This is a genomic window from Aromatoleum diolicum, assembly GCF_012910955.1.
Lineage (GTDB): Bacteria > Pseudomonadota > Gammaproteobacteria > Burkholderiales > Rhodocyclaceae > Aromatoleum > Aromatoleum diolicum.
The window spans coordinates 1-23,521 of sequence record NZ_WTVQ01000048.1 but is presented as its reverse complement, the minus strand read 5'-3'; the positions used below and the strand labels follow the sequence as shown (position 1 = coordinate 23,521).

At 65.9% G+C, this 23,521-nt stretch carries 15 protein-coding genes; 10 read left to right on the top strand and 5 right to left on the bottom strand.

The window, feature by feature from the left end; genetic code table 11:
* Nucleotides 1–10 precede the first annotated feature (10 nt).
* Together GPA25_RS20125 and alr are read left to right on the top strand one after the other, a co-directional pair.
* Nucleotides 11–1,312: a D-amino acid dehydrogenase gene (locus tag GPA25_RS20125; RefSeq protein WP_169262192.1), complete on the top strand. Its 1,302-nt coding sequence runs from the start codon at nucleotides 11–13 to the stop codon at nucleotides 1,310–1,312.
* Nucleotides 1,309–2,370 (top strand): alanine racemase, encoded by a 1,062-nt coding sequence (alr, locus tag GPA25_RS20120; protein ID WP_169262191.1) that lies wholly within the window; start codon nucleotides 1,309–1,311, stop codon nucleotides 2,368–2,370. The genes GPA25_RS20125 and alr overlap by 4 nt, the downstream gene beginning before the upstream one ends.
* Here the strand turns inward: alr and GPA25_RS20115 are convergent.
* Both GPA25_RS20115 and GPA25_RS20110 read right to left on the bottom strand, forming a co-directional pair.
* The gene (locus GPA25_RS20115; RefSeq protein ID WP_169262190.1) at nucleotides 2,367–5,519 is read right to left on the bottom strand and encodes a bifunctional diguanylate cyclase/phosphodiesterase; all 3,153 of its coding nucleotides are present in this window, start codon (nucleotides 5,517–5,519) and stop codon (nucleotides 2,367–2,369) included. The two genes, alr and GPA25_RS20115, sit on opposite strands and share 4 nt — an antisense overlap.
* A 12-nt stretch (nucleotides 5,520–5,531) precedes the next feature.
* Nucleotides 5,532–6,734, bottom strand: a complete 1,203-nt coding sequence (locus GPA25_RS20110; RefSeq protein WP_169262189.1) for an ABC transporter substrate-binding protein — start codon at nucleotides 6,732–6,734, stop codon at nucleotides 5,532–5,534.
* Nucleotides 6,735–6,934: 200 nt separating this feature from the next.
* Here GPA25_RS20110 and GPA25_RS20105 point away from each other — a divergent pair, with 200 nt between their 5' ends.
* Entirely contained in the window at nucleotides 6,935–7,282 is a 348-nt protein-coding gene (locus GPA25_RS20105) for a DUF2249 domain-containing protein (protein WP_169262188.1), read from the top strand.
* Between the two features lie 74 nt (nucleotides 7,283–7,356).
* Here GPA25_RS20105 and GPA25_RS20100 read toward each other — a convergent pair whose 3' ends face one another.
* The 3 genes from GPA25_RS20100 to GPA25_RS20090 are packed head-to-tail and all read right to left on the bottom strand — an operon-like array spanning nucleotide 7,357 to nucleotide 11,239.
* On the bottom strand, nucleotides 7,357–8,778 hold the full coding sequence (locus GPA25_RS20100; protein ID WP_169262187.1) for a radical SAM protein: 1,422 nt from the start codon (nucleotides 8,776–8,778) through the stop codon (nucleotides 7,357–7,359).
* A complete protein-coding gene (locus GPA25_RS20095) occupies nucleotides 8,775–9,980 on the bottom strand; it encodes an aminotransferase class I/II-fold pyridoxal phosphate-dependent enzyme (protein ID WP_169262186.1) in 1,206 nt (401 codons plus the stop codon). Before GPA25_RS20095 ends, GPA25_RS20100 begins: the two co-directional genes overlap by 4 nt.
* On the bottom strand, nucleotides 9,977–11,239 hold the full coding sequence (locus GPA25_RS20090) for a glycosyltransferase family 9 protein (RefSeq protein ID WP_169262185.1): 1,263 nt from the start codon (nucleotides 11,237–11,239) through the stop codon (nucleotides 9,977–9,979). The genes GPA25_RS20095 and GPA25_RS20090 overlap by 4 nt, the downstream gene beginning before the upstream one ends.
* A gap of 322 nt (nucleotides 11,240–11,561) precedes the next feature.
* On the opposite strand from GPA25_RS20090, the gene GPA25_RS20085 reads away from it, so the two are divergent.
* From GPA25_RS20085 to GPA25_RS20055, 7 genes are all read left to right on the top strand, one after another.
* On the top strand, nucleotides 11,562–12,977 hold the full coding sequence (locus GPA25_RS20085; protein ID WP_169262184.1) for a diguanylate cyclase: 1,416 nt from the start codon (nucleotides 11,562–11,564) through the stop codon (nucleotides 12,975–12,977).
* 229 nt (nucleotides 12,978–13,206) lie between these two features.
* Nucleotides 13,207–15,855 (top strand): cytochrome c3 family protein, encoded by a 2,649-nt coding sequence (locus tag GPA25_RS20080; protein ID WP_246265930.1) that lies wholly within the window; start codon nucleotides 13,207–13,209, stop codon nucleotides 15,853–15,855.
* 286 nt (nucleotides 15,856–16,141) lie between these two features.
* Nucleotides 16,142–17,518 (top strand): LuxE/PaaK family acyltransferase, encoded by a 1,377-nt coding sequence (locus GPA25_RS20075; protein WP_169262183.1) that lies wholly within the window; start codon nucleotides 16,142–16,144, stop codon nucleotides 17,516–17,518.
* A gap of 147 nt (nucleotides 17,519–17,665) precedes the next feature.
* Nucleotides 17,666–19,261 carry a B12-binding domain-containing radical SAM protein gene (locus GPA25_RS20070; protein ID WP_211163247.1) on the top strand — a complete coding sequence of 532 codons (1,596 nt, stop codon included), beginning with the start codon at nucleotides 17,666–17,668 and terminating at the stop codon, nucleotides 19,259–19,261.
* A 68-nt stretch (nucleotides 19,262–19,329) separates the two neighbouring features.
* Nucleotides 19,330–21,885, top strand: coding sequence for a cytochrome c3 family protein (locus GPA25_RS20065; protein WP_169262182.1), 2,556 nt, complete (start codon nucleotides 19,330–19,332; stop codon nucleotides 21,883–21,885).
* A 26-nt stretch (nucleotides 21,886–21,911) separates the two neighbouring features.
* Nucleotides 21,912–22,913 (top strand): cytochrome c biogenesis ResB family protein, encoded by a 1,002-nt coding sequence (locus GPA25_RS20060; RefSeq protein ID WP_169262181.1) that lies wholly within the window; start codon nucleotides 21,912–21,914, stop codon nucleotides 22,911–22,913.
* A partial coding sequence (locus GPA25_RS20055) for a formylglycine-generating enzyme family protein (protein WP_169262180.1) occupies nucleotides 22,910–23,521 on the top strand: 612 nt, incomplete at its 3' end. The genes GPA25_RS20060 and GPA25_RS20055, both read left to right, overlap by 4 nt.

Here is a 23,521-nt window from a genome sequence, read left to right as displayed (position 1 = left end):
GGAGTCAACCATGCGCGTTCTCGTTCTCGGCAGCGGCGTCATCGGCACCACCACCGCCTGGTATCTCGCCCGCAACGGCGCGCAGGTCACCGTCATCGACCGCCAGCCCGCACCGGCCCTCGAAACCAGCTACGCCAACGCCGGCCAGGTGTCGCCCGGCTATTCGACGCCATGGGCCGCGCCCGGCATCCCGCTGAAGGCCTTCAAGTGGCTGTTCCAGCGCCATGCGCCGCTCGCGCTGCGCGCCGACGGCAGCCTGCACCAGCTGCGCTGGATGGTCGAGATGCTGAAGAACTGCTCGGCCAACCGCTACGCGGTGAACAAGGAACGCATGATGCGGCTGTCCGAATACAGCCGCGACTGCCTGCGCCAGCTGCGCGCCGACGCCGGCGTCAGCTACGAGGAACGCAGCCGCGGCACGCTGCAGCTGTTCCGCAACCAGGCCCAGGTCGATGCCGCCGCGCGCGACATCGAAGTGCTGCACGAATGCGGTGTACCGTTTGAACTGCTCGGCCGCGACAGCCTCGCGCATGCGGAACCGGCACTCGCCCGCGTCAAGGACAAACTTGCCGGCGGCCTGCGCCTGCCCAACGACGAAACCGGCGACTGCCACCTGTTCACCACCCGACTCGCCGAGAAGGCGCGCGACCTCGGCGTCGAGTTCCGCTTCGGCCAGGACATTCGCGAGATTCTCGTCGGCGGCGGCGACGTCATCGGCGTGCAGGTCGGCGAACAAGTGCTCGCGGCAGACCGCTACGTGCTCGCACTCGGCAGCTACTCGCGCGACATGCTCGCGCCGCTCGGCCTCGCTCTGCCGGTGTATCCGGTCAAGGGCTACTCGCTCACCGTTCCGCTGGTCGATGCCGCAGCCGCACCGGTGTCCACGGTGCTCGACGAGACCTACAAGATCGCGATGACGCGCTTCGACGACCGCATCCGCGTCGGCGGCATGGCCGAACTCGCCGGCTTCGACCTGTCGCTCAACCCGCGCCGCCGCGAAACCCTCGAAATGGTGGTCGACGACCTCTTCCCCGGCAGCGGCGACCTCGCGCGCGCCGAATTCTGGACCGGCCTGCGCCCGATGACGCCGGACGGCACCCCGGTGGTCGGCGCCACCGCTTACCCCGAGCTCTTCCTCAACACCGGTCACGGCACGCTGGGCTGGACGATGGCCTGCGGTTCGGGCCAGCTGGTGGCCGATCTGGTCACGGGGAGGCAACCAGCGATCCGTTACGGCGATCTGGGACTCGCGCGTTATGGCAAAGTAGCAACTTCCCGCTCACAAGGTCTGAACCTGTCCCCCGCCGCATGAGACCCGCCCGCGCCCTGATCGACCTCGACGCCCTGCGTCACAATTACCATCTCGCCCGCAGCCGCCACGGCGGCCGGGCGCTCGCCGTCGTCAAGGCCAATGCCTACGGTCACGGCGCCGTGCCGTGCGCCCGGGCGCTGGCGGCCGACGTCGACGGTTTCGCCGTCGCCTTTCTCGAAGAAGCACTCGAACTGCGCGCCGCCGGCATCGATCAGCCGATCCTGCTGCTCGAAGGGGTTTTCAGCCCCGACGAACTCGAACAGGTTGTGCGTCACGACCTGTGGATCGTCGTCCATCATGCCGAGCAGATCCGCATCATCGACCACGCCCAACCGGCGTTGCCGCTCCAGGTGTGGCTCAAGATGAACAGCGGCATGAACCGCGCCGGCTTCCTGCCGCACGAACTGCGGGCTGCGTGGCAGCGCCTCAAGGACAGCGGCAAGGTCGGCGACATCACGCTGATGACCCATTTCGCGCGCGCCGACGAGCCGCATGTAGTCACCACCACCGAACAGCTCACCGCATTCGACGCCGCCACACGCGACTTGCCCGGCCCGCGCAGCCTCGCCAATTCCGGCGCGATCCTCGGCTGGCCTGCCGCCCACCGCGACTGGGCGCGCCCCGGCATCCTGCTGTACGGGGCCGACCCGATGCCCGACGAACCCAACGGCTTGCGCCCGGTGATGACGCTGGAAAGCGCGGTGATGGCGGTGCGCGAGATTCCGGCCGGCGCCCCGCTCGGCTACGGCGCACGCTTTCACGCCGAGCGCCCGACCCGCGTCGGGCTCGTCGCGCTCGGTTACGCCGACGGCTACCCGCGCACCGCGCCCGACGGCACCCCGGTCGCCGTCGACGGTGTCCGCACGCGCCTGATCGGCCGCGTATCGATGGACATGCTCACCGTCGACCTCACCGACCTGCCCGACGCCGGCCTCGGCAGTCGCGTCGAACTGTGGGGCGCCAATATCCCGGTCAATCGCATCGCCGAAGCTGTGCACACCATCTCCTATGAGCTGTTGTGCAACGTCAAGCGCGTGCGCTTCGAATACCAGGGCTAAGCTTCCGCGGGCGCCATGGCAGCCGCCTCCTGCGGCGCACCGTCGATCGGCGGCAGCAGCATCCGTCGCCGCCGCATCAGCGCCTCGAATTCGCCCGCCCGCTGCGGTTTGCCAATCAGGAATCCCTGCAGATAGTCGCACCCCAGGGCGCGCAGGAACGCAAGCTGGGCCTCGGTTTCGACCCCCTCGGCCACGACCTTGAGTCCGAGGCTGTGCGTCATGGCGATGATCGCTTCGACCAGATGCGCGTCGCTGCGGTCTTGCGGACAGTCGTGGATGAAACTGCGATCGATCTTGACGATATCGACCGGGAAGCGCTTCAGGCAGGACAGGGACGAGAAACCCGTGCCGAAGTCGTCGATCGCATAGCCGACACCTTGATCCTTGATTTCGCGCATGCGCGCTTCGGCTGCGCTATTGCCATCGACCATCACCGATTCGCAGATTTCCAGCATCAGGCAGCCGGAGTCCACGCGATATTCATCGAGCACGCTGGCCAGCAAGGCCGGCAGCCCTGCATCGCGAAACTGCACGCCGGAAACGTTCACGGTCAGCCGCAGCGGCGCAAGACCACGCATATCCCACTCGTGCCATTGGCGTGACGCCTCGCGCAACACCCACGCCCCGATCGGCACGATCAGCCCGCTGTCCTCGGCCACCGGGATGAAGGCCCCCGGCGCGACCATACCGCGCTGCGGGTGCAGCCAGCGGATCAGCGCTTCGGCACCGACCAGTTCGCCACTGTCGGCGTCAACGATCGGCTGGTATTCGAGCACGAACGCGTCTTGCGCCAGCGCTACCCGCAACTCCGTTTCGATACGCATCCGTTCGAGCGCATCCGCCTGCATGTCGCGCGAATAGAAATGGTAGCGGTTCTTGCCGTTCTGCTTGGACTTGTACATTGCGATGTCGGCGTTGCGCAGCAAGGTCTGCAGGTCCTCGCCATCGTCCGGAAAAACGGTGATGCCGATACTGGCGGAAATCTGGTGCCTCGTTCCGGCCAGCGCGAACGGCTCGCTCAGCACCAGCAGGACTTTCTCGCCGATGCCGCGCAAGTCCTCCGGATCGTGCAGCTCTCCGACGATGATGGTGAACTCGTCCCCGCCCAGTCTCGCCACCGTATCCTGGTTGCGCACGCAGCCTTTCAGACGCTGCGCCACCTCGGTCAGTAGCACGTCGCCGACATCGTGGCCGAGCGTGTCATTGACCCACTTGAACCCGTCCAGATCGAGGAACAGCAGGCCGACTTTCCTGCCGCTACGCCGCGCCTGCGCGAGCACCTGGCCCAGCCGGTCGTGCAACAGACTGCGATTGGCAAGCCCCGTCAGCGCATCGAAATTCGCCTGCCGCCAGATCGCGTCTTCGTGCTGCTTGCGCTCGGTAATGTCGCTGAACAGGGCAACGTATTCGACGATATTGCCCCGCTCGCCACGCACCGCCGAAATCGTCAGCCACTGCGGATAAATCTCGCCGCTCCTGCGCCGGTTCCAGATCTCGCCCTCCCATTCCCCGCGTGCTTTCAACGCCGCCCACATGTCTGCGTAAAATGTCTTGTCATGCCGCCCGGAGCTGAAGATCACGGATTTGTGTCCGATCACGTCCTCCGGCGCAAAACCGGTGATCCGGCAGAACGCCGGATTCACCGACGAAATCACCCCCGCCGCGTCGGTCGTCATGATTCCCTGACTGGACGCGTAGAACACCACCATCGCTTCGCGCATGCGCGCCTCCGCCAGGCGCCGTTCAGTGATGTCCTGCACGGTACCGACAGTGCGGGGCGGATCATTCGGCCCGGCGACGCTGATTTCCGCCACCTCGCGCACCCAGCGGACCTCGCCGGCGACGACAATGCGGTGTTCGATGTCGAAGCGCTTGCCTTCGCGCACGCCTCGCCAGGCCTGACCGACCTTGTCGCGATCCTCCGGATGAACGCGCGACAGCAAGCGGTGCCAGGAAAACCTGGCGCCCTCCACCACGCCGAAAATGCGCCGTGTTTCCGGCGAAAGTTCGAGCACATCGGAGCCCGGTTGAAATACCCAACTGCCGACGCAGGCAATCGACTGCGCACGGTTCAGATCCGCCGTGCGCTGGGCCACCTGCGCTTCGAGTTCGGTCTGGTGGGCTTTGAGATCCTCGAGCAACCGCACGAGGCTCGCTGCCAGGTCGCCGACTTCGTCATTCCCAAAGTGATGGAGCATCAAGCCGCCGCGCGGGTGGCCGGTGAGCGCGATGCTGCGCGCCTCCTCGGCCAGATCCTCGATGCGGCGCGTCTGCGTACGCGCCACCACGCCGTTGGCTGCCGCCACCAGCAAAATGGCGAGCAGCCCCCACCACAGGTGCTCCGTGAGCAGGGATTCGATCGGGCGCTCATAGACCTTGTCGTCCATGCTGACCCGGACCTGCAAGGGCATCGCGATCGGCAGATGGGCCGCGATCGTCCGCGTGCTCGTCACCAGGGTCGTCGCATCCTGCGGAAACGACCGCTGCACGATCGGCATGTCGCCAACCAGGAGTTCCACCTGGGCAACGCCGTCACCATGAGATCCAAATGGCGACGCGTCTCCCTGCAGCCAGGCGCTGAGATTGGACTCGAACACCAGCGCGCCCTCATGGGTGCCGGTCACCCGATACAGGATTGGAATGGCAATCCGCAGGACGGCATCGCTGCCGCGCCGCTCGATTCCGGCATGGGTTTCGCCGCGCGTGATCACCGCATCGAACCAGGATTCCCCGCGGAAACTCTGCAAAGCCTTGCGGGCCGCGAGCGGCTCGCCACGATGATCGGTCAGGATCAGGTTGTAATCGATATTCACCGGAAGCTCGTGGCGGGCGAGAAACGGCCGCAAATACGCGTCGCGCCCTTCTGAATCCAGCAGGGCATTGGCGAGCAAAGGCTGCGCGGCAAGCGAGACGGCTTCGCGGTGGGCAATCTGCAGCGCCTGTTCGATCGGTTCCCCGATCGAATTGGCCATGTGCGTCAGCTGAGCTTCCGCGATGCCATGCGCCAGCGTGCGCGCATTGAAATAGGACAGCGTCGTCAGCAGCACGACCACCGCGGCGGTGAGCGCCGCGCCATATACGGTGTACCGGCCGCGCAAGCCGAGACGAAAGGACTTCACACCGGCCTTCGGATCGGCGTCCTCATCCATCGCAATCACGTCCTAGCGGACACGCACGATCGCACCATCGGGCGCGTACCGTGCCATGAAGACTTGCCCGGCATCGAGCGCTTCGTGTCGGGTCGGCGTGAATGCCCGCCGGTAGTGCCTGACGAGACCGCGATACTCGCCCAATTGCTCCAGCGCACCGCGGATCGCCCGCCGATCCGTGCTGCCGGCCGACGCCACCGCGCGTGCCAGCAGATGGGTAAGGTCATAGGCATGCGCAAAGCCGACCGGGGATTCGATATGGCGCAAGCTCGAGACGCCGTAGCGCTCGCGCACGCGTTCGAACACGCGTCGCGCGCGCGCATCGTTGGCATCGATGAAGCTGTAAGTCTGTACCACGGAAAAGTCGACGTGCGCGAGCGCCCCCGCGGTGCGCTTGAAGAACTCGCCGCCGGTCACCCCCCAGTGCGACAGCACCGGGACGCGTTCGGACGCCGGACGGCGGGCGATTTCCGCCACCAGCGCCGCGCCTTCGAGTTCATTCGCGACCAGCAGGATCACATCGGCGCGGGCCTTTCTCAGCGCATCGTACTGGACTTGAAACTGCTCATCGCCGAAGTTGTACCACTGCTCGGAGACCAGCGTGGTCCGGCCGGCGCCGTCGAGCAGCTTCTCCACGGCCGCGCGGTTGCTGCGCCCCCAGCCGCTGTTCGGCAGGATCAGTCCGATCCGACGATAGCCGCGCGCTTCCGCGCTGCCGATCATCTTGGCGATCGCCCAGCTGTCACGCATCGACAGGCGAAAAACGAAATCCGGCGCATAAGGGTGTTCGGTCAGGACGTCCGCCGCCGCCCAGGGCAACAGATACGGCATGCCTATCTCATGGATCAGCTGCAGATTCTGCTGCACCACCGGGCTGTACTTGCCGGACATCACCGCGACCACATCGGGGTCGGCCGCCAATTCGCGCAAATTCTCGGTGGCACGCGCCGGCACCGAGTTGTTGTTACGTGTGACGACCTGCAGCGGGCGCCCATCCAGCACCCCGCCTGCGGCGTTGATCTCGGCCGCGGCGATCTCCGCACCGCGCTGAATCGCCTGAGCCGACGTAGACGCCATGACGCCGAATTCGGCATCGATCGCCAGAAGCACCGGCGGCTTGCCCGCCGCTTGCGCAATCGCCGCAGCGAACGCCAGAACAATCGGGAATACGCACAACACCCCATACCATGCGGTTTTTTTTGCGATCGACGACATGCAGGTTCCCTGTTCATTCTTCTTTTTACAGAAAGTAACACAGCATGCGTCGTCACGCACATTGTCATAATCTGGACAGGCGCCCGAAGCATCGCCGGCGGGTCAATTCTTGTTCTGGCTCAAGGCGCGACGGCGGGGCGCCCCCTAGCATCCGAACTCTGCGGCACCTTTCCGCCGCCCCCACCCCGGAGGATGCTTCCATGAATGAACTGCCGATCACCGACAACGCCGTGTTCCCCTTCGACGCACGCGGCGTCGCCAAGCGCTTTCGCCACGCCGCCATCTTCGGCGCCCTCGAATCGCTCGAGGACGGCGAAACCATGCGTTTCGTAAACGACCACGATCCCGTGCCGCTGCTCGGCCAGATCCAGCAACGTTATGGCTCGCAGATCGCCATCGCCTACGTCGCGCGCGAACCGGGCAACATCGTCATCGATTTCCGCGTTCAACTGCAGGCAAGCGAGCCCGCAGCGGAACCTGCGGCCGCACGCCAGGGTGGCGGATGCGGCGGTGGCGGCGGCGGCGGCTGCGGCTGCTCCGGCCACTAAGCGCTCATCGGTATCGTCCGGCGAAACGCCCGCCCTCCAAGGGGCGGCGCGTCAATCCGGCCACCAGGCGCACATCACGCACCGCGCAGCAGATAAGCCAGTGCCGCCGGTGCGCGCGCGAGCGCGTCGGCCGACAGGTAATGCCGCCAGTGGCGCGCAAGGTGGCGTCCGACGAACGCGGGACGCAGGTAGAAACTGCGGTAAAAGCGTCGCTGCAGGCTCAACAGCTCGCTGGCCGGAATACGGCTGCAGTTGCTTGTCGGCGCCAGGTAGTGATATTCGGCGCCGCGCGCGCGCGCGCCTTCCGGCAACTGGCTCCACAGCGGCACATCCGGATAGGCACGATAGATCTGCATCTGCAGGTAATCGGGACGAATGCGCCGCGCCAGCGCCAGCGTCGCCGCGGCATCCGCCAGGGTCTCATCAGGCATTCCGACCATGAACAGCGCCACGGAACCGATACCGCTGCGATCGAGCAGATCGAATGCCGTCTCGGTGGCGGCGATCCAGCCCGGTCCGTCGGCGGTCTTGCCCAGATGCTCGATCAGCCGTGCCGAGCCGCTATCGACACCAACCTTGAGCAGCACCGCCCCCGCCGCAGCGGCAGCGGCAACGCGTTCGGCGTCGAGTTCATCGGGCCGCGCATTGGCCATCCACGGCAGGCGCACGTCGCGCCGCACCAGTTCATCCGCCAGTTGCAGGAAACGGCCGCGGTGCACCAGCAGCGAATCGTCCTCGAACGCAATCGCCTGGGCGCCCGCCGCCTGCAGCGCCAGCACTTCGTCCACCACCGCACTGACCTCACGCACGCGCAAATCGCGTCCCACGCTCTTGCGCACGATGGCGGTGCAATGCCGGCACGGGCGCGGGCAGCCCCAGGCCGTCAGCACATAGCCCCAACGCGAGACCGGACGGCCACGCACCGGAAACGGGAAGGCGTACGCGCGCAGCTCATCCGGCTCGACGCGCCCCTGCGGCAGCGCATCCGGGGCGCTCACCAGCACCGTCTCGCCGGCAGCGATGCGCTGCTGGCATTCGCGTCGCAACGTCGCCAGCGGTTCCCCTGCGAGGAGGCGCTGTACCAGGCGCGGCGCCTCCTCTTCCGGCTCGCCGGGAATCGCCAGATCGTAAGCCGCGTGCCAGCCTGCAAACCCCGCTCGTGCCAGATGCTGCACCTGCTGACCGACGGCGATCGTCACCACCCCGGCGGCACGCAGGGCGGCGGCGACACGCACCGACTCGTCCAGGCACCAGGTCACGCCACGGATCACCGCGCAGCGCGGGCGCAGCGCCAGCACGCGCGTGACGAATGCATCGGCGGAAAATTCACTCAGCCAGCCATCGAGCAAAGGCACCGCCACGCCTAGCGCGCACTCCAGCCCCGCCTGGATGTATTTCAGGTCCAGCGCCGGATGCAGGTGGCGTGGATGACCGGTGTGGCGCCCGGCCTCGCGGTCCACCCGCAGCACGACCACCGGGTGCACATGCGCACTCACGGCAGTTCCCGCGCAAGGCGATGAAGGATATCGAGCATGCGCCGGCGCCGGCGTTCGGAAAGCCCCTCGTACAGGGGGATCAGCACCGCCTGGGCGCGCGAAGCGGCGGCTCCCGGGCAGTCGGCAAGACCGAGCATGGATGCGGTGTCGTCCATCACCTCGCCACCGATGCCGAGGTCGAGCCCATGGCGCTGCGCCGCCGCGCGCAACTCGGCGATGTCGCCATCGAAGCGCGCGACAAAATTGTAGAACGCCGCCTCACCCAGGGTGTCGCGGTGCTGGCTGGCAAAGCGCGACGGCAGCTGTTGCGCCAGCGCCTGCCACTGCGCATTCAAACGCCGCTGACGATCGCCCACGCGCGCGAGTTTGCGCAATCCGACACGCGCCTGAAAGGCGCTGAAAGCGGCGGCCGTGCCACGCACCCGGTCATGGGCACGGCGGTAGAAGCGGTCGAAGCCCCCGGCGCGCCGATTCGAGAACATCAGGCGCGCGAGTACGCCATAGGCGGGACTGCGCACCGCTGCCTCTTCGACGAATTTCAGCAGCATCTTGCGCACCGGCGGCCACTCGCGCCGCTCGCGTCCGGCGAGGCGCGCACGGATCGCAGCCGCGAGCGCGTCGTCGGCGGTCGTCAACACGCCCCCCCCGAACGCCGCCACGGCCTTGGTCGCCTCCAGGCTGAACAGCGCGGCGCGGCCGAAACTGCCCGCCGCACGGCCGTCGATCCGCGCGCCCAGCGCGTGCGCGCAATCCTCGATAACCGGCAGGCCGTGCGCATCGCCGAGTGCGCAGATGGCGCGAATGTCGCACGGCGCTCCCAGCAGATGCACCACGAAAATGCCCCGCGTGCGCGGCCCGAGGCGCACCGCGACGCTATCGACCGTCACATTGAAGGTCTGCGGATCGACATCGGCGGGCACCGGCTCGATGCCGCGCGCGCGCATCAGCGGCACCAGTTCACCCAGCGTGTAGGCGGGGATGATCAGTTGATCGCCGGCGCTCAGTCCCAGGCCATCGAGAATCAGCCCCAGCGCGTCACGCCCGCTGGCGGTGGCGAGTGCATGCGACACACCGATCGTCGCCGCGAATGCCTGCTCGAACGCCGCCACCTGCGCTGCGGCCTGAGCGGGGGACACCCACAGCGTACGCAGCGCATCGACGAGGTCCGCCCCTTCCAGGGCAATGCGCCGGCGCGGGATCATACGCCGGCAGCCTCCCGCAAGTCGTTCGGGCACGCAAGCCCGCTCGGCACAACCGGCGCTTCCAGCACCGGACACAGCGCCGCGAACACCTCATCGACCGAAATGCGCTGCATGCACTGGTTGTCGGCGCAGCGCGAACGGCGCTGGTTGCCGGCATTGACGCAGGGCGAACACGCCAGGCCGGCACTCAGCACCGTCGCCACGCCGAGCGGGCGGAACAGCACCGGCGTTTCCGGCCCGAACAGCACGATCACCGGCAAAGGCGTCACCGCCGCGAAATGCGCCGGCCCGGAGTCGTTGCTGACCATCACCGCGCTCAGACTGAAGAGCGCCGGCAACTCCCCGAGCGCAAAGCGTCCCGCGACATCGACGCAGCGCGAATCGGCCAGCTGTGCCGCGATCGCCCCGGTGGTCGCGCCATCCTCGGCCGCCCCGATGAGCAGTACACGAACGTCGGCAAAATGTTCAAGCACGCTGCGCACCAGTGCCACGAAATGCTCCTGCGGCCAGCGCCGCTGCGGCAGCAATGCGCTTGCGTTGGCATTCACCAGTACCAGACGCTCATTTGCTTCGGCGCCCGGTGGCAGACAATCGGCGAGACGCTTGCGCACGGCGTCCAGTTCGACGGCACTGATCGCCCGCCGATGCACGCGCGGCTCCAGCGCCGCCGTCGGCACGCGCGGCGCGGGAGGCGTCGCGACGCCGAACAGCGCTTCAACCAGCAGGAGATAGTTCTGCGCCATGTGCAGCTGCGGGTTGAAAGCCACCGGATGCGAATAGAGATCGCCGCGATACAAGCCCGCGCCGTCGAAGCGGTGAAACCCGACCCGCCGCGCCACGCCGGTCAGCAGGCACAGCACTGCGGTCAGGCACGAAAACAGTTCGAGGTCGACGATCGCGTCGATGCGCGTCCGCCGCACCCAGCGCAGAAAACGCCCGGCGTCACCCAGAATTTCACGTGCAGAACCGGTCCGGATCGTGAACACGTGGGCCTCCGGCACCGTGCCGGTAATCGCCAGACTGGCGCGATTGTGCGCAAAGGTCAGGCAATACAGCTGGGCACCGCTACGCGTCGCCAGATCCCGCATCGCCGGGTCGGCCAGGACCATGCTGCCCGACTCCGCCAGCTGCACGAACAGCACGCGCCGCACCGCCTGCCGGCCGTGCCGATCCTGCCCACGCACCAGCCCCCGCACACGGCGCAGTGCCGTCAGCAGCAGGCAGGCAGGCATACCGCAGAAGCGGTCGAGGCGCCGCATGGTCTCGTGCCCGATCACACGCCTTCCCCCCGCACGCAAGACTGCACGCGCACGCGCGCGCTCACCCCGCCCGACCGGGACGGCAACATGGCGACAGCATTGGCGAAGAAGCCGGTCGAATCCGCGAACAAGCGAGCGATCCCGAGGGTTTTGAACGGGCCGGACTATACCCCTGTTTGACCACTGCCGTCGCCACTCCCTTCCATCCCGGGTGTTTGTGACCGGATTCACGCAAATCCCCCCACGATCCCGCTAAAATCGCCGAAATCGCAAACCATTTCGCGATTACGGGTATTTCGCACACGCACGGGGAGAAGCACGAATGAGCGGAAAGCAAGCATCGCCGGCAGCGAAGGCCGGTGACCCGCGCACGTCGCTCCTGCATTCGCTGGTCGACCAGTCCCCGGCACTCATCGCCATTCGCGGCAACGGCGGCGATTACCGGTATGCCAACGAAGCCTTCGCAAAAGTCCTCGGCCTGCCCGCAGAATCGCTGCTTGGTCGTCACGAGGATGACATCCTGCGCGACGCGTCCACCCCCCAGGCGCTGCGCATCGGCGGCGCCCCCGGCGACGGCGTCACGCACGCCGAGGAAGAGGCTCAAGTCGGCCTGCGCACGCGACGCTTCCTCACGACGCGTTTCCCGATCCGCTCGCACAACGGCAAGGTCGTTGCCACCGGCATGATCGCCACCGAACTCGACGCCCACGCCCGCACCGACACGCCGATCGATCCAGCCGACTACGCCGAAGCGCGCCATGCCGAGTTGCTGCGCGCGCTCGAACAGATGGAGCGCCTGGCCTACACCGACCGCCTGACCGGAGCCTGGAATCGTCGTCACCTCGAGGACGCAGCGCTGCTGGAAATGTCGCGCGCCGAACGCCACGGCCACCCGGCTGCGCTGCTGGTGCTCGACATCGACCATTTCAAGGACATCAACGACCACTTTGGTCACGCCGTCGGCGACTACGTACTGGTGGAGCTGGTGCGCTGCATCCGCAGTGACATCCGCCGCGCCGACACCATCACCCGCTGGGGCGGGGAAGAATTCATCGTGCTCGCCCCCGACACCCCGCTCCACGAAGCGGAACAGCTCGCCCAGAAACTGTGCGCGCGCGTCGCCGCGACACAACTCTCCAGCGCCCGCCAGGTCACGATCAGCGTGGGGGTCGCCGAATACCAGTGCGGCGAGGGCTTCGATCACTGGCTGTCGCGCGCAGACCGGGCGATGTATCGCGCCAAGTCGTCGGGGCGCAATGGCGTCATCGCCGACCCGCAGTCCGCCTTCCGCGCCGACGGCGCACGCGCGGCATGTTCGCCGGTACAGCTGGTGTGGCGCGACGCCTACCGCAGTGGCGATGCCACCGTCGACCGGCAGCACCGCCAGCTGTTCGACCACGCCAATCGGCTGTTGCAGGCAGTCATGACCCACGCCCCGCGCGAGCAGATTCTCGACGCGCTCCGGCTGCTCGTCGACGACATCGCCGCGCATTTTGCCGATGAAGAGCGGCTGCACGCTGAAATCAGTTTTCCCGGACGACATGCCCATGCCGTCGAACACGCCCGGTTGCTGGAGAAAGCCGCGCACCTCTTCAATCGGGCCTGCGGCGACGACGACCTGCCTGTGGCCGAAGTGTTCCACTTCCTCGCCTACGAAGTCGTCGCCCAGCACCTCGTCGGCGCCGACCGGCACTATTTTCCCTACCTCGAAACGCCCCCGAACGACCCTGCCCATTGAAGCGGCCGGACGCGCGGGGGCGCCACACTGTTCATTCCGGTGCCGCTACCCGATAATGGATTGAAAAAAGCCGTTTCAAAGGCTGGCGTGACCGGCTCCCGATCCGACACACTGGAGGACCGGAACTTGCAATGCGACCCGGTAGTCGACAGGAAGCGTGATTTTCCGCGCCAACGCTTGTCCAGCTACATGTGACTCGCCCCCAGAGGTCAACGCGCCCTCCAACGCCATGGACCAACCCGACATCGACGACAAGCGCAGTCAGTTCGTACCCCGCAGTCCCCACGCAGCAGGCCGCACCGGCACCTGGCGGCGGGGTATCGCGCGCACCGAAAACCACACTGCGCTCATGGGTAAATGCCCGCCCCTCGCCCTAGGCTTGTGGCATGTCCTGACTGTTGCCCTGCTCATGTTGTTCATTGCGGCAGGTGACATCCGCCCTGCCGCGGCACAGCAGTCAGACATCGCCAGCACCAAACACAACCTGTCCACGTCGGGAAGCGGATCGGTCAAGTCCACCTCCGAAAGCCAGATCTGCGTCTTCTGTCACACCCCGCACGCCGCCAACGTGACCGCGCCACCGCCGCTGTGGAACCGCGAACTCTCGAGCGCCACCTACACCACGTACACCTCCAACTCGCTCGACGCCCAGACCATCCTCGGGGGCGTTCTGTCCCAGCCCGGCGGCAGTTCGAAGCTGTGCCTGTCCTGCCACGACGGCACCATGGCACTCGGAACAGTCGGCGTACTGGGCGGAAAAACCAACGTGTCGGTGGCCATGAGCGGTACCGATCTGGGGAAGATGCCTGCCGGGCCGCAGGGCGCCACCTCCGGCTTTACCCGCAACCTCGGCGTCAACCTGAGCAACGACCATCCGATCTCCTTCACCTACGACAGTACGCTGGCAACGACGGATGGCGAATTGCGCGGGATGGACGCCCAGCAGCGCCACCCGGTGGGCACCGGCACCGTCATCGGCATTCGTAGCTCGGGCTACAAACCCCTGCTGCCGCTTCAAAACACGGGAACCGGCGGGGCCGGGCAAGTGCAGTGCACGACCTGTCATGACCCGCACCTGAACGCATCCAAATTCCTGCGCCTCAACCGTCTGCAGACCTCCCAGCCCGCGGGCAGCGACTTCAACCCGGCCATCGATCAGATCTGCCTCGGTTGCCACGACAAGCTTGGCACAGCCTGGTCACAGTCCTCGCACGCCTCGCAGACCATCGCCGACGAGGCCTACAAGCTCGAATCCGCCACCCTGCGCGAATTCCCCACCGGCACCCAGGTATGGCAGGCGGCCTGTCTCAACTGCCACGACACCCACGCCGTCCAGGGCACGCGCCGACTGCTGCGCGAAGGCGTCAGTGGCAGCAGCGGCGGCACCGGGGTCGGCAGCTACAAGCTCGGCTCCACCAGTTCGCCAAACAGCGTTTCGGCCGTCGAGGAAACCTGTTACCAGTGCCACACCACCAGCGCCAATAGCGTCATCGGCACCGCCAATGGCAGCGTTCCCGACATCAAGACCGATTTCAGCCTGCTGCGGCACATGCCGATCACCACCAGCGAACAGAAATCCGGCGTCGAAACGCACAACATCAAGGACCGCAACTTCACCGAAGAACGCACGACGCTCGGCCAGCTCGACGTCAACAACCGCCACGCCGAGTGCACCGATTGCCACAACCCGCACCGTGTCACCCGGAACAGCCTGTTCAACGGCACCGGGGTGAACACCCAACGCACCCACACGCCGGGCGGCACGAACGGCAACCTCGCATCCGGCGCGCTGCGCGGCGCCTTCGGCATCGAACCGGTATACGGCTCACGCAGCTTCTTCGCCGTGCCGAACAGTTTTACCGAAAAGACCGGCGACGGCGGCCAAGGCGCCAGCACTGCGGTCGCCAGCACGTGGGTGACGCGTGAATACCAGGTGTGCCTCAAATGCCACTCGGACTACGCTTACTCGGACGACAACGTCTATCCGAGCGGGAACAGCCGACCGGAGCTCGCCTCGCCCGGCACCCCCGCGGCCGCCACAGAGCGCAACAATTACACCCGCTACACGAATCAGGCGCGCGAATTCCAGGCGCCTGTGACGCACCAGGGCGCGCCAGGCAGCCAGGGCACCGATGCCGGCGCCGGCAACAACACCAACAACCACCGCTCCTGGCATCCGGTGATGGATATCACTGGCCGGACAACGGCGCTGCGCAACGGCGCGAGCGCCAATTCGTGGCTCGCGCCGTGGAACGCCAACGTCGGCAACCAGACGATGCACTGCACCGACTGCCACGGCAACGCCACTGCCTCCGGCACAATCACGCCGAGCGGAACCAACCCGTGGGGGCCGCACGGCTCGACCAACAACTTCCTGCTGAAAGGACCGTGGAACACCAGCAGCGGCAGTCCGGACACCAACGCGTTGTGCTTCAGATGTCATTCCACGGTATATGCCAACGGCGGCGGCACCACCGGTTTCCGCAATAGCGACCGGGGCGACCTGCACTCATATCATCGAGAGAAGGTCGGCAGCATGCGGTGCAACTGGTGTCACGTCGCGGTGCCGCACGGTTGGAAAAACAAGTCGTTCCTCGTCAACCTCAACGATGTTGGCGCCGAAGCGGGCCAGAGCGGCAGCAAGGAGGTCGCAATCAGTGGCAGCAGCAGCAACTACAGCGAAGGGCCGTACTACCGCCGCGCAAAGCTCAAGATCGTCACCTTCCGCCAGAACTCGAACTGGGTGGAGTCCGACTGCGGATCGGCGCAAAAGACCGGCACCAACCTGATCGCCAACAGCCAGGGCAGCACCTCCAACAACACCAATCCGGCCACGGGCAAGGACTGGATGACCAACACCTGCTCCAGCCCGCCGTGAGTTGATTCCACCACCGGGCCTGCGCAGCGGCCCGGTCTGTTCAGATGCGTGGCCCTATAGGCAGCACTAAGCTGCGGCCGCCGCGGCCTGCCGAGAGCCCCGCCTGATCTTGATCAACAAGTCCCGTTGCGACTGTTGGTAGAGTGCGCACACTTATCCCTAGGCCGCCGGCAATTGATGCGCATGAGACTCAGGCTGATCCGGACCCACGAGCTTCCCAGTGGTCGCTCGCACGGACTGAGCGTCGGCGGTCCCGTCGGTGCGCGCAACCGTTGAGCCTCCGCCGATGACCATCACCGAATCCCCCGACGCAAGGCCGGATCCCGAACGCGAACGACTCGCCGAGCGCATCCGCGCGATGATTATCGCTGGCGTCGACGGAGATCGGACACCCTTCGAAGAACTCGCCCCCCAGATCTTCGAATGGCAGTACGAACGCAACGCGCCCTACCGCGAATTTTGCTTGGCGAAGGGTATCACGCCTCGAGCGGTCTCCGACTGGCGCAGGTTACCCGCCTTCCCCACCGATAGTTTCAAGACCACCATCGTCACGTCCTTCCCTCCGGAACAGGCGGTGATGGCGCAGATCACCAGTGGCACGACGGCGAACAAGCGCGGGCAGATCTTCCGAGACGACGTTGGCCGCGACCTGATCCTGTCAGCCAACCGCGTGATGACGGGCGCCTACCTCTTCCCAGACTTCGTGCAGGGCCAGCGCTGCCGGATTCTCATCCTTGCGCCGAGCCCCGAGATGGCGCCATCGATGGGAATGGCCGTCGGCATGGACGAAACCCGGCGCCACTTCGGCACCGCCGACAGCAGCTTCTTGCTCGACTACTCGGGCCTCGACATCAAAGGTCTGATCGCTGCGCTCGACGAATCCGAAACCAGCGGCATACCGGTTGCGATGATCGGCTCGACCTCCGCCTTCGTGTATTTCTTCAACGCCTGCAAGGCCCGCGGCCTGCGCTTCCGGCTCCCCACCGGCAGCCGCATCGGCGACGGCGGCGGCTACCGCGGCCGCTTCGGCGAACTCACGCAGGACGACTATTTCCGCCTCGCCGGCGAAGTCCTTGGCCTGCCGGCCTCGCATTGCGTCAACGTGCTCGGCATGGCCGAAAGCGCCACCAACTATTTCGACGACACCTTGCGCGCGGCGATCCTCGGCGCGCCCTCGGCGCGGCGGCGCCTGACGCCCCCCTGGGCACGCGTTGCGGCGGTTGGGCTTGACGACCTGCAGCCGCTGCCTCCCGGCGAGGTCGGTCTGCTGCGCCATTACGACCTCGCCAATCTGCCCACCGTGCTCGCCGTACAGACCGACAATCTCGGCTATGTCGACAACGACGGCAGCTTCCAGATCGTCGGCCGTGCCAAAGTCGTCGACGGCAAGATCACCCCGCTGCCGAGCGAACGTGCGGTAGGCCCGATGGGCGACAAGCGCATCTTCCGTTTCCTCGAAGCGTACGTGAACTTCTCGATCCGCTTCAAGATGGGACTCGCCCGTGTCCGCCAGCCCGATGCAGCAATGACATCGGCACTCGCGCCGCTGCCAATGACTCCGCCCGTCTGTCCGTGCGACGAACTCAGCGAGGAAATGCTCGCCAACCCGATCCCGCGCGACACCGCCGCGAGCACTCCGGCGCGCGACATTTCCGCATCCTGATTCCGCCCTACCGTCGCGAGCGTGCCCCCTGCACGCCGCTTCGGCACGCCTTGGGCCATGCCGTTGATGTAGGTCAAACCCGCCGGGTCGCCGCTCACCTACCATCCCGCCGGTAGTCCGCCCCGACACGATTGCTTACAGAGAATAATGAAAACAACCGATTCCCCGATCACCTTCGTCCCGCCCCCACGCGTGACGCCCGCCATCCCCCGTCGGCGCAAGATCAAGCGGGTCGCGCTGGTCACCGTGCCCTACCACTCGGGCGTGGTCGAATCCGCCGGCACCTGGCTCAACGTCGGTTTCGTCTACATCGCCGGCGCCCTGCGCGAAGCCGGCTACGAAGTCGATTACTACGACGCCATGTCGCTGTGGCACAAGGAAGACGACATCCGTAAGCGGCTCGAAGACTTCCGCCCCGACGTCGTATGCACGTCCGCCTTCACCGCCGCCATCATTGCTGCAACTAGCCTGCTGCGGCTGGCCAAGGAAGTCGACCCCGAGATCGTCACCGTCATCGGCAACGTGCACGCCACCTTCTGCTACCCGGAGATGCTGCGCGTCGACAACGATGTCATCGACTTCGTCGTGCGCGGCGAAGGCGAACGCACGCTGCCGGAACTGCTCAACTGCCTCAATGCCGGCGACGATCCGGCCAAGGTCGCCGGCCTCGCCTTCTGGCGCGACGGTGGCGTCATCGCCACGCGCTCGGCGGCCTTTATCCGCGACCTGGACTCGCTGCCGACCGCGTGGGATCTGGTCGAATGGCCGATCTACACCTACCGGGCGAAAAACAACGCGCGCCTTGCGATCGTCTCGTCCGCGCGCGGCTGCCAGCAGGACTGCTCCTTCTGCTCGCAAAAACTGTTCTGGCGCCGTGGCTGGCGCGCACGCAGCGCCGAAAACTTCGTTGCCGAACTGGAAATGCTGCAGAAGAAGTACGGCGTTCAGGTCGCGATGCTCGCCGATGAGATCCCCACGCTCGACCGCGCCCGCTGGGAACGCATCCTCGAGCTGATGATCGAGCGCAAGCCCGGCGTGCGCCTGCTGATGGAAACCCGCGTCGACGACATCGTCCGCGACGAGGACATCATGGACCGCTACGCGCTCGCCGGCGTCGAGCATATCTACGTCGGCGTCGAAGCCGGTCAGCAGGCCACCCTCGATCTCTTCAAGAAAGGCTCCAAGGCCGAAGACTCGCGCCGCGCCATCGAAATCATCAATCAGGCCGACATCGTTTCCGAGACTTCCTTCGTGCTCGGCATGCCGACCGATACTCCGGAAACCTTCAAGGAAGCGGTCGAACTCGCCAAGCTCTACAACCCGGACATGGCCTTCTTCCTCGCCATCGCACCGTGGCCCTATGCCGACCTTTATCCGCAGCTCGAAGCCCACGTCGCGACCAAGGATTACAGCAAGTACAACCTGGTCCAGCCGGTGGTCAAACCGGACGCGATGACGCTGGAAGAGGTTGAACGCGAACTTGGCCGTGCCGCACGCAACTTCTTCATGCACAAGTTCCAGAACCTCGATGAACTGTCGACCTGGAAGCGTGAATTCATGCTGTCCGTATTCGACATCCTCATCAACCACTCTTACCTCTCCGGGCAGATGCAGGAAATGGCCGCGGCCGGCAAACGCATGCCCGAAGAGGTCAAGGCCATGTTGCGCAATGTCAATGCCCACCGGCGCGACCTCAAGATCCAGGCCGGCGCGGAACCACGTAATTTCGCACCGATCCCATAATTCGTTTAGCATGCGCGGCACGCGAGCGACCCCACGAGCGCCCCTATACCCACGGTTCACGAATGGTTATGAAAAACTTTCGCAAGACCCGCGCCCTGGCGCTCATGGCGCTCGCGCTGCTCGGCTACGTTGCAGTCGCGCCCGCCCAGCTCAACACCAATTCCAACATCAAGGCCACCAAGCACAACCTGTCCGCCTCGGGCCCCGGTACGACCAAAGCCACCACGGAAGACCAGATCTGCGTCTTCTGTCACACCCCGCACGCATCCAACTCCACTGCGCCATCGCCGCTTTGGAACCGCAAGATCGGCGGCGCATCGGCTGACGGCAACACTTACGCAGCGACCTACACGCCCTACACGTCGAACTCGCTCGATGCCGAAAAGATTTTCGGCGCCCTGTCGCAGCCGGGCGGCAGTTCCAAGCTTTGCCTGTCCTGTCATGACGGCACCCTGGCGCTGGGCACCGTCGGGGTGCTCGATGGCAAAGCCAACCCGGCGACGGTGACCGGCCTCACCGGCACCATGCCGACGGGTCTCGGTGCAACGACTGGTTTCACCCGCAATCTCGGGGTCGATCTGCGCAATGATCACCCGATTTCCTTCACCTTCAACAAGACCCTCGCTGCGGGCGACACCGATCTCGCGATCATCGGCGACGGCGAACTGCGCGAACCCCCTTATACCGTTTCCGACAAGCTGGTGGTCGGCACCCGTAGCTCGGGCGTTAAACCGATGCTGCCGCTCGACCACGAAGGCAAGGTACAGTGCACCAGCTGCCATGACCCGCACCTTGAAGCCAGCAAGTTCCTGCGCCTGAACCGGCTGCAGAAAGCCGCGCCGGCCGGGGGCGACTTCGTCGCCGCCAACGACCAGATCTGCCTTGGTTGCCACAACAAGCTCGGTTCGACCTGGTCAAACTCGGCGCACGCCAACACCACGGTTGCCGAAGAGGCATACACGTCCCTGGCCGCTGGCCGCCGCGAATTCCCCGTTGGCACAAGGGTGTGGGAGGCCGCCTGCCTCAACTGCCACGATACCCATTCGGTCCAGGGATCGCGGCGCCTGCTGCGCGAAGGTGTCGACACCACCAGCACCGGCAGCGACAGCGGCACCTACAAGGACGGCTCGACCTCAAGCCCCTCCGGCGTTTCGGCGATCGAAGAAACCTGCTACCAATGCCATCAGGGTACGGCGACCAAGGTAATCGGGACCGCGAACGGAACCGTCCCCAACATCAAGTCAGAGTTCGAACGCGCCCGCCGCATGCCGATCAAGACCGCGGATCAAGGCGGCAGCGGCAACACCACCGAGCGACACGACATCAGCAACGCCGACTTCATCGAAACCCCGCAGCAACTCGGCCTGGGCAACAACGCCAACCGCCACGTCGAGTGCACAGACTGCCACAACCCCCACCGCGTGATCCGCAACAGCAAGTTCTACGGCACCAATGCGGACGCCAACAAGGACAAACGCACTCACGACCTGGCTGGATCCGAAGGCAACGTCGCCTCCGGTGTACTGCGCGGCACCTGGGGTGTCGAACCGACCTATGGCGGCATGACCACGTGGCCACAAGCGCCGGGCAGCTATACCGTCAAGAAAGGCGACCCGGGCGCCAATACCAGCACCGCGAAAACCAGCACCTACCTCACGCGCGAATACCAGCTGTGCTTCAAGTGCCATTCCGACTACGGCAGCAGCATGCCCTCGCTCGGCTACACGGGTGGCACGCCTTCGGGCGCTAGCGCCAACGGCATGACCACCTACACCAACGTCGCCGCGGAATTTGCCGTCAGCGCCAGCGACACCCCCAGCTCGGGCGGCGACCAGGGAGAACAGAGCAATGCCGGCACCGCCTGCAGCGCAGGCGACTGCGATCCCAACGGCACCTCGCCGAATGGCGGCGGCGCCACTGGCAACAACCACCGCTCCTGGCACCCGGTGATCTGGCCGACGGGGCGGGATGCTGCCGAGCGCACCCAAAACGGCACGACAATGGACAACTTCCGTCCGCCGTTCCGTGCCAACCTCGGCACGCAGACGATGCACTGCTCGGATTGCCATGGCCACGCCGGCTCCTGGACGCAGGGCACGAGCCCGACCGACACGACCAATGCCCCCAATCTCGCCACGGCGCAGGGTCCGCACGGCTCCTCGGCAAACTTCATTCTGAAGGGCGTGTGGGATCTGACCGTTACCCCCGGCAGCACGCGCGACAGCAACACCAGCGGGGGTATCTGCGGCCGCTGCCACAACCCGAACGCGAACAGTGGATTTGACGGCAGCGCCAGCGAGGCATCGCACTCATTCACGACGAAAAGCTCGAGACCCTGCATGCGCTGCCACATTGCAGTCCCCCACGGCTGGAAGAACAAGGCCTTCCTCGTTAATCTGGAGTGCGTCGGCCCCGAAGGCGGGAGGCCGGCCGGCTGTACGGCAGTCGGCAACAACACCACCGACGGCACCAGCACCAGCATCGAGACCATCGCGCCCTACTACAACTCGGCCGCATTGCGTATCAGGACCTGGCAGGCCAGCGGCCGGTGGACCGAAACCAGTTGCGGCGCGCCGAACTATGGCGGCAAGGACTGGATGTCCGACGTATCCGGCTGCCAATGAAGGATGCCCCGGGATCGTCCGTCAATATGCGCCGCTGGCTGAACGCCCTGGCCTCGCCGAAATTGTCCGCGAGCTTTTTCGTGGTCATGGCGGCGGCCGCATTGTGGGCAAAAGTACCCGAGCGCAGCGCCACCCTGGCCATGCTGCTGCCGTTTTCCCTCCTGACCCTGAATCTGCTCGCCGCGATCGTTACCAGCCGCCGCTTCCGCGCCGATCTCCCGCTGCTCGTCTTCCACCTCGCGCTGTTGGCTCTGATCGTCGCGCTGGTCCTGGCGCGCCTCACCTACTTCGAAGGACAGGCCACCGTCACCGCCGGCACGAGTTTCGACGGTAGTCTGCTCAACGAAGAGAGCGGCGCATTGCATGATCGGCGCATCGCCGAGATACGCTTCACGAACGTCGGTTTCACCGAAAACCACCCCGAGCGCGGCCGCTTCCACACCACCTACAACCGCGTGCGCTGGCAATCGGACGACGGCCAGACGCACACCGCGGACATCGGCGACGATATCCCCTTGGTCATCAACGGCTACCGCATCTACACCAGCCGACATCGGGGATTTTCCCCGGTGTTCCGCTGGCAGACGGCTGACGGCGCCGACGAATGGGGCACCGTACAGTTGCGCGACAGCAACAACGGCGCCTTTGCAGGCGCCAACGACTGGGTGCTGCCCGACGGGCGCGAGGCGTGGCTGATGGTGGATCCCGAAACCGCCGAGGAGACCGGCACCACCGCGGAGACCCGCGGGGCGCGCGTGCGCACCAACTTGGGCGCGGGGACCGAGGCTCAGCGCATCGTCCTGCGCATCGGCGACACCCGCCACACGCTCACCCCCGGAGACCAACTGGCACTATCCGGCGGCACACTGACCTATGTTCGGCTCGACTCCTGGATGGGTTACCGCATCGTTGCCGACCCCACCAAGCCGTGGCTCATCGGCGCCGTCGCACTCGTAGTGATGTCGCTGGTGTGGTTCTACGCGCGCATCATTTTCCGCCCACTACCTGCAGCCCCCCTCACCACATGAAACCGATCAAATCGATATCCGCAGCCCTGCTTCTCGTCGGCGGCCTGATCGCAACGACTGTGCAGGCTGCCAACGGCAGCACACCGCAAACCTGGCAGGATCCGCAGATCGGCATCGAATTCATCCGCGTCGACAAGGCCTGCTACCACATGGGCAACGACGCGAAAGTGCCCCCTGAAGCCGACGGCGGCTGGGTCCGCCTCAACTACACGCAGTCACTGTCGGCCGACGAAGGCCCCCTGCACGAGGCATGCCTCGACGCCTACTGGCTGGGCCGCCACGAAGTCACCCGCAAACAGTGGAAACGACTGATGGGCTCCCTGCCTGAGGGCAACAGCACCACGGCCGACAGCCTCCCTGTAACGCGGGTGACCTGGGAGCAGGCCAACGCCTTCGCCGAACGTCTCACGGCGCTGTACAAGAAGCGCTACCGCTTCCGCCTGCCCACCGAAGCCGAATGGGAATTCGCCTGCCGCGGAGCAAGAACCAACGCCCTGGATAAGGACACGGCGGCGAACGCTGACGAGCTCGCACGCATTGCCGTGGCAGCCGTCGAGGCCCCCGTCCCACCCGAACCCGTCGCCAGCCGCGGTGCCAATGGGGCGGGG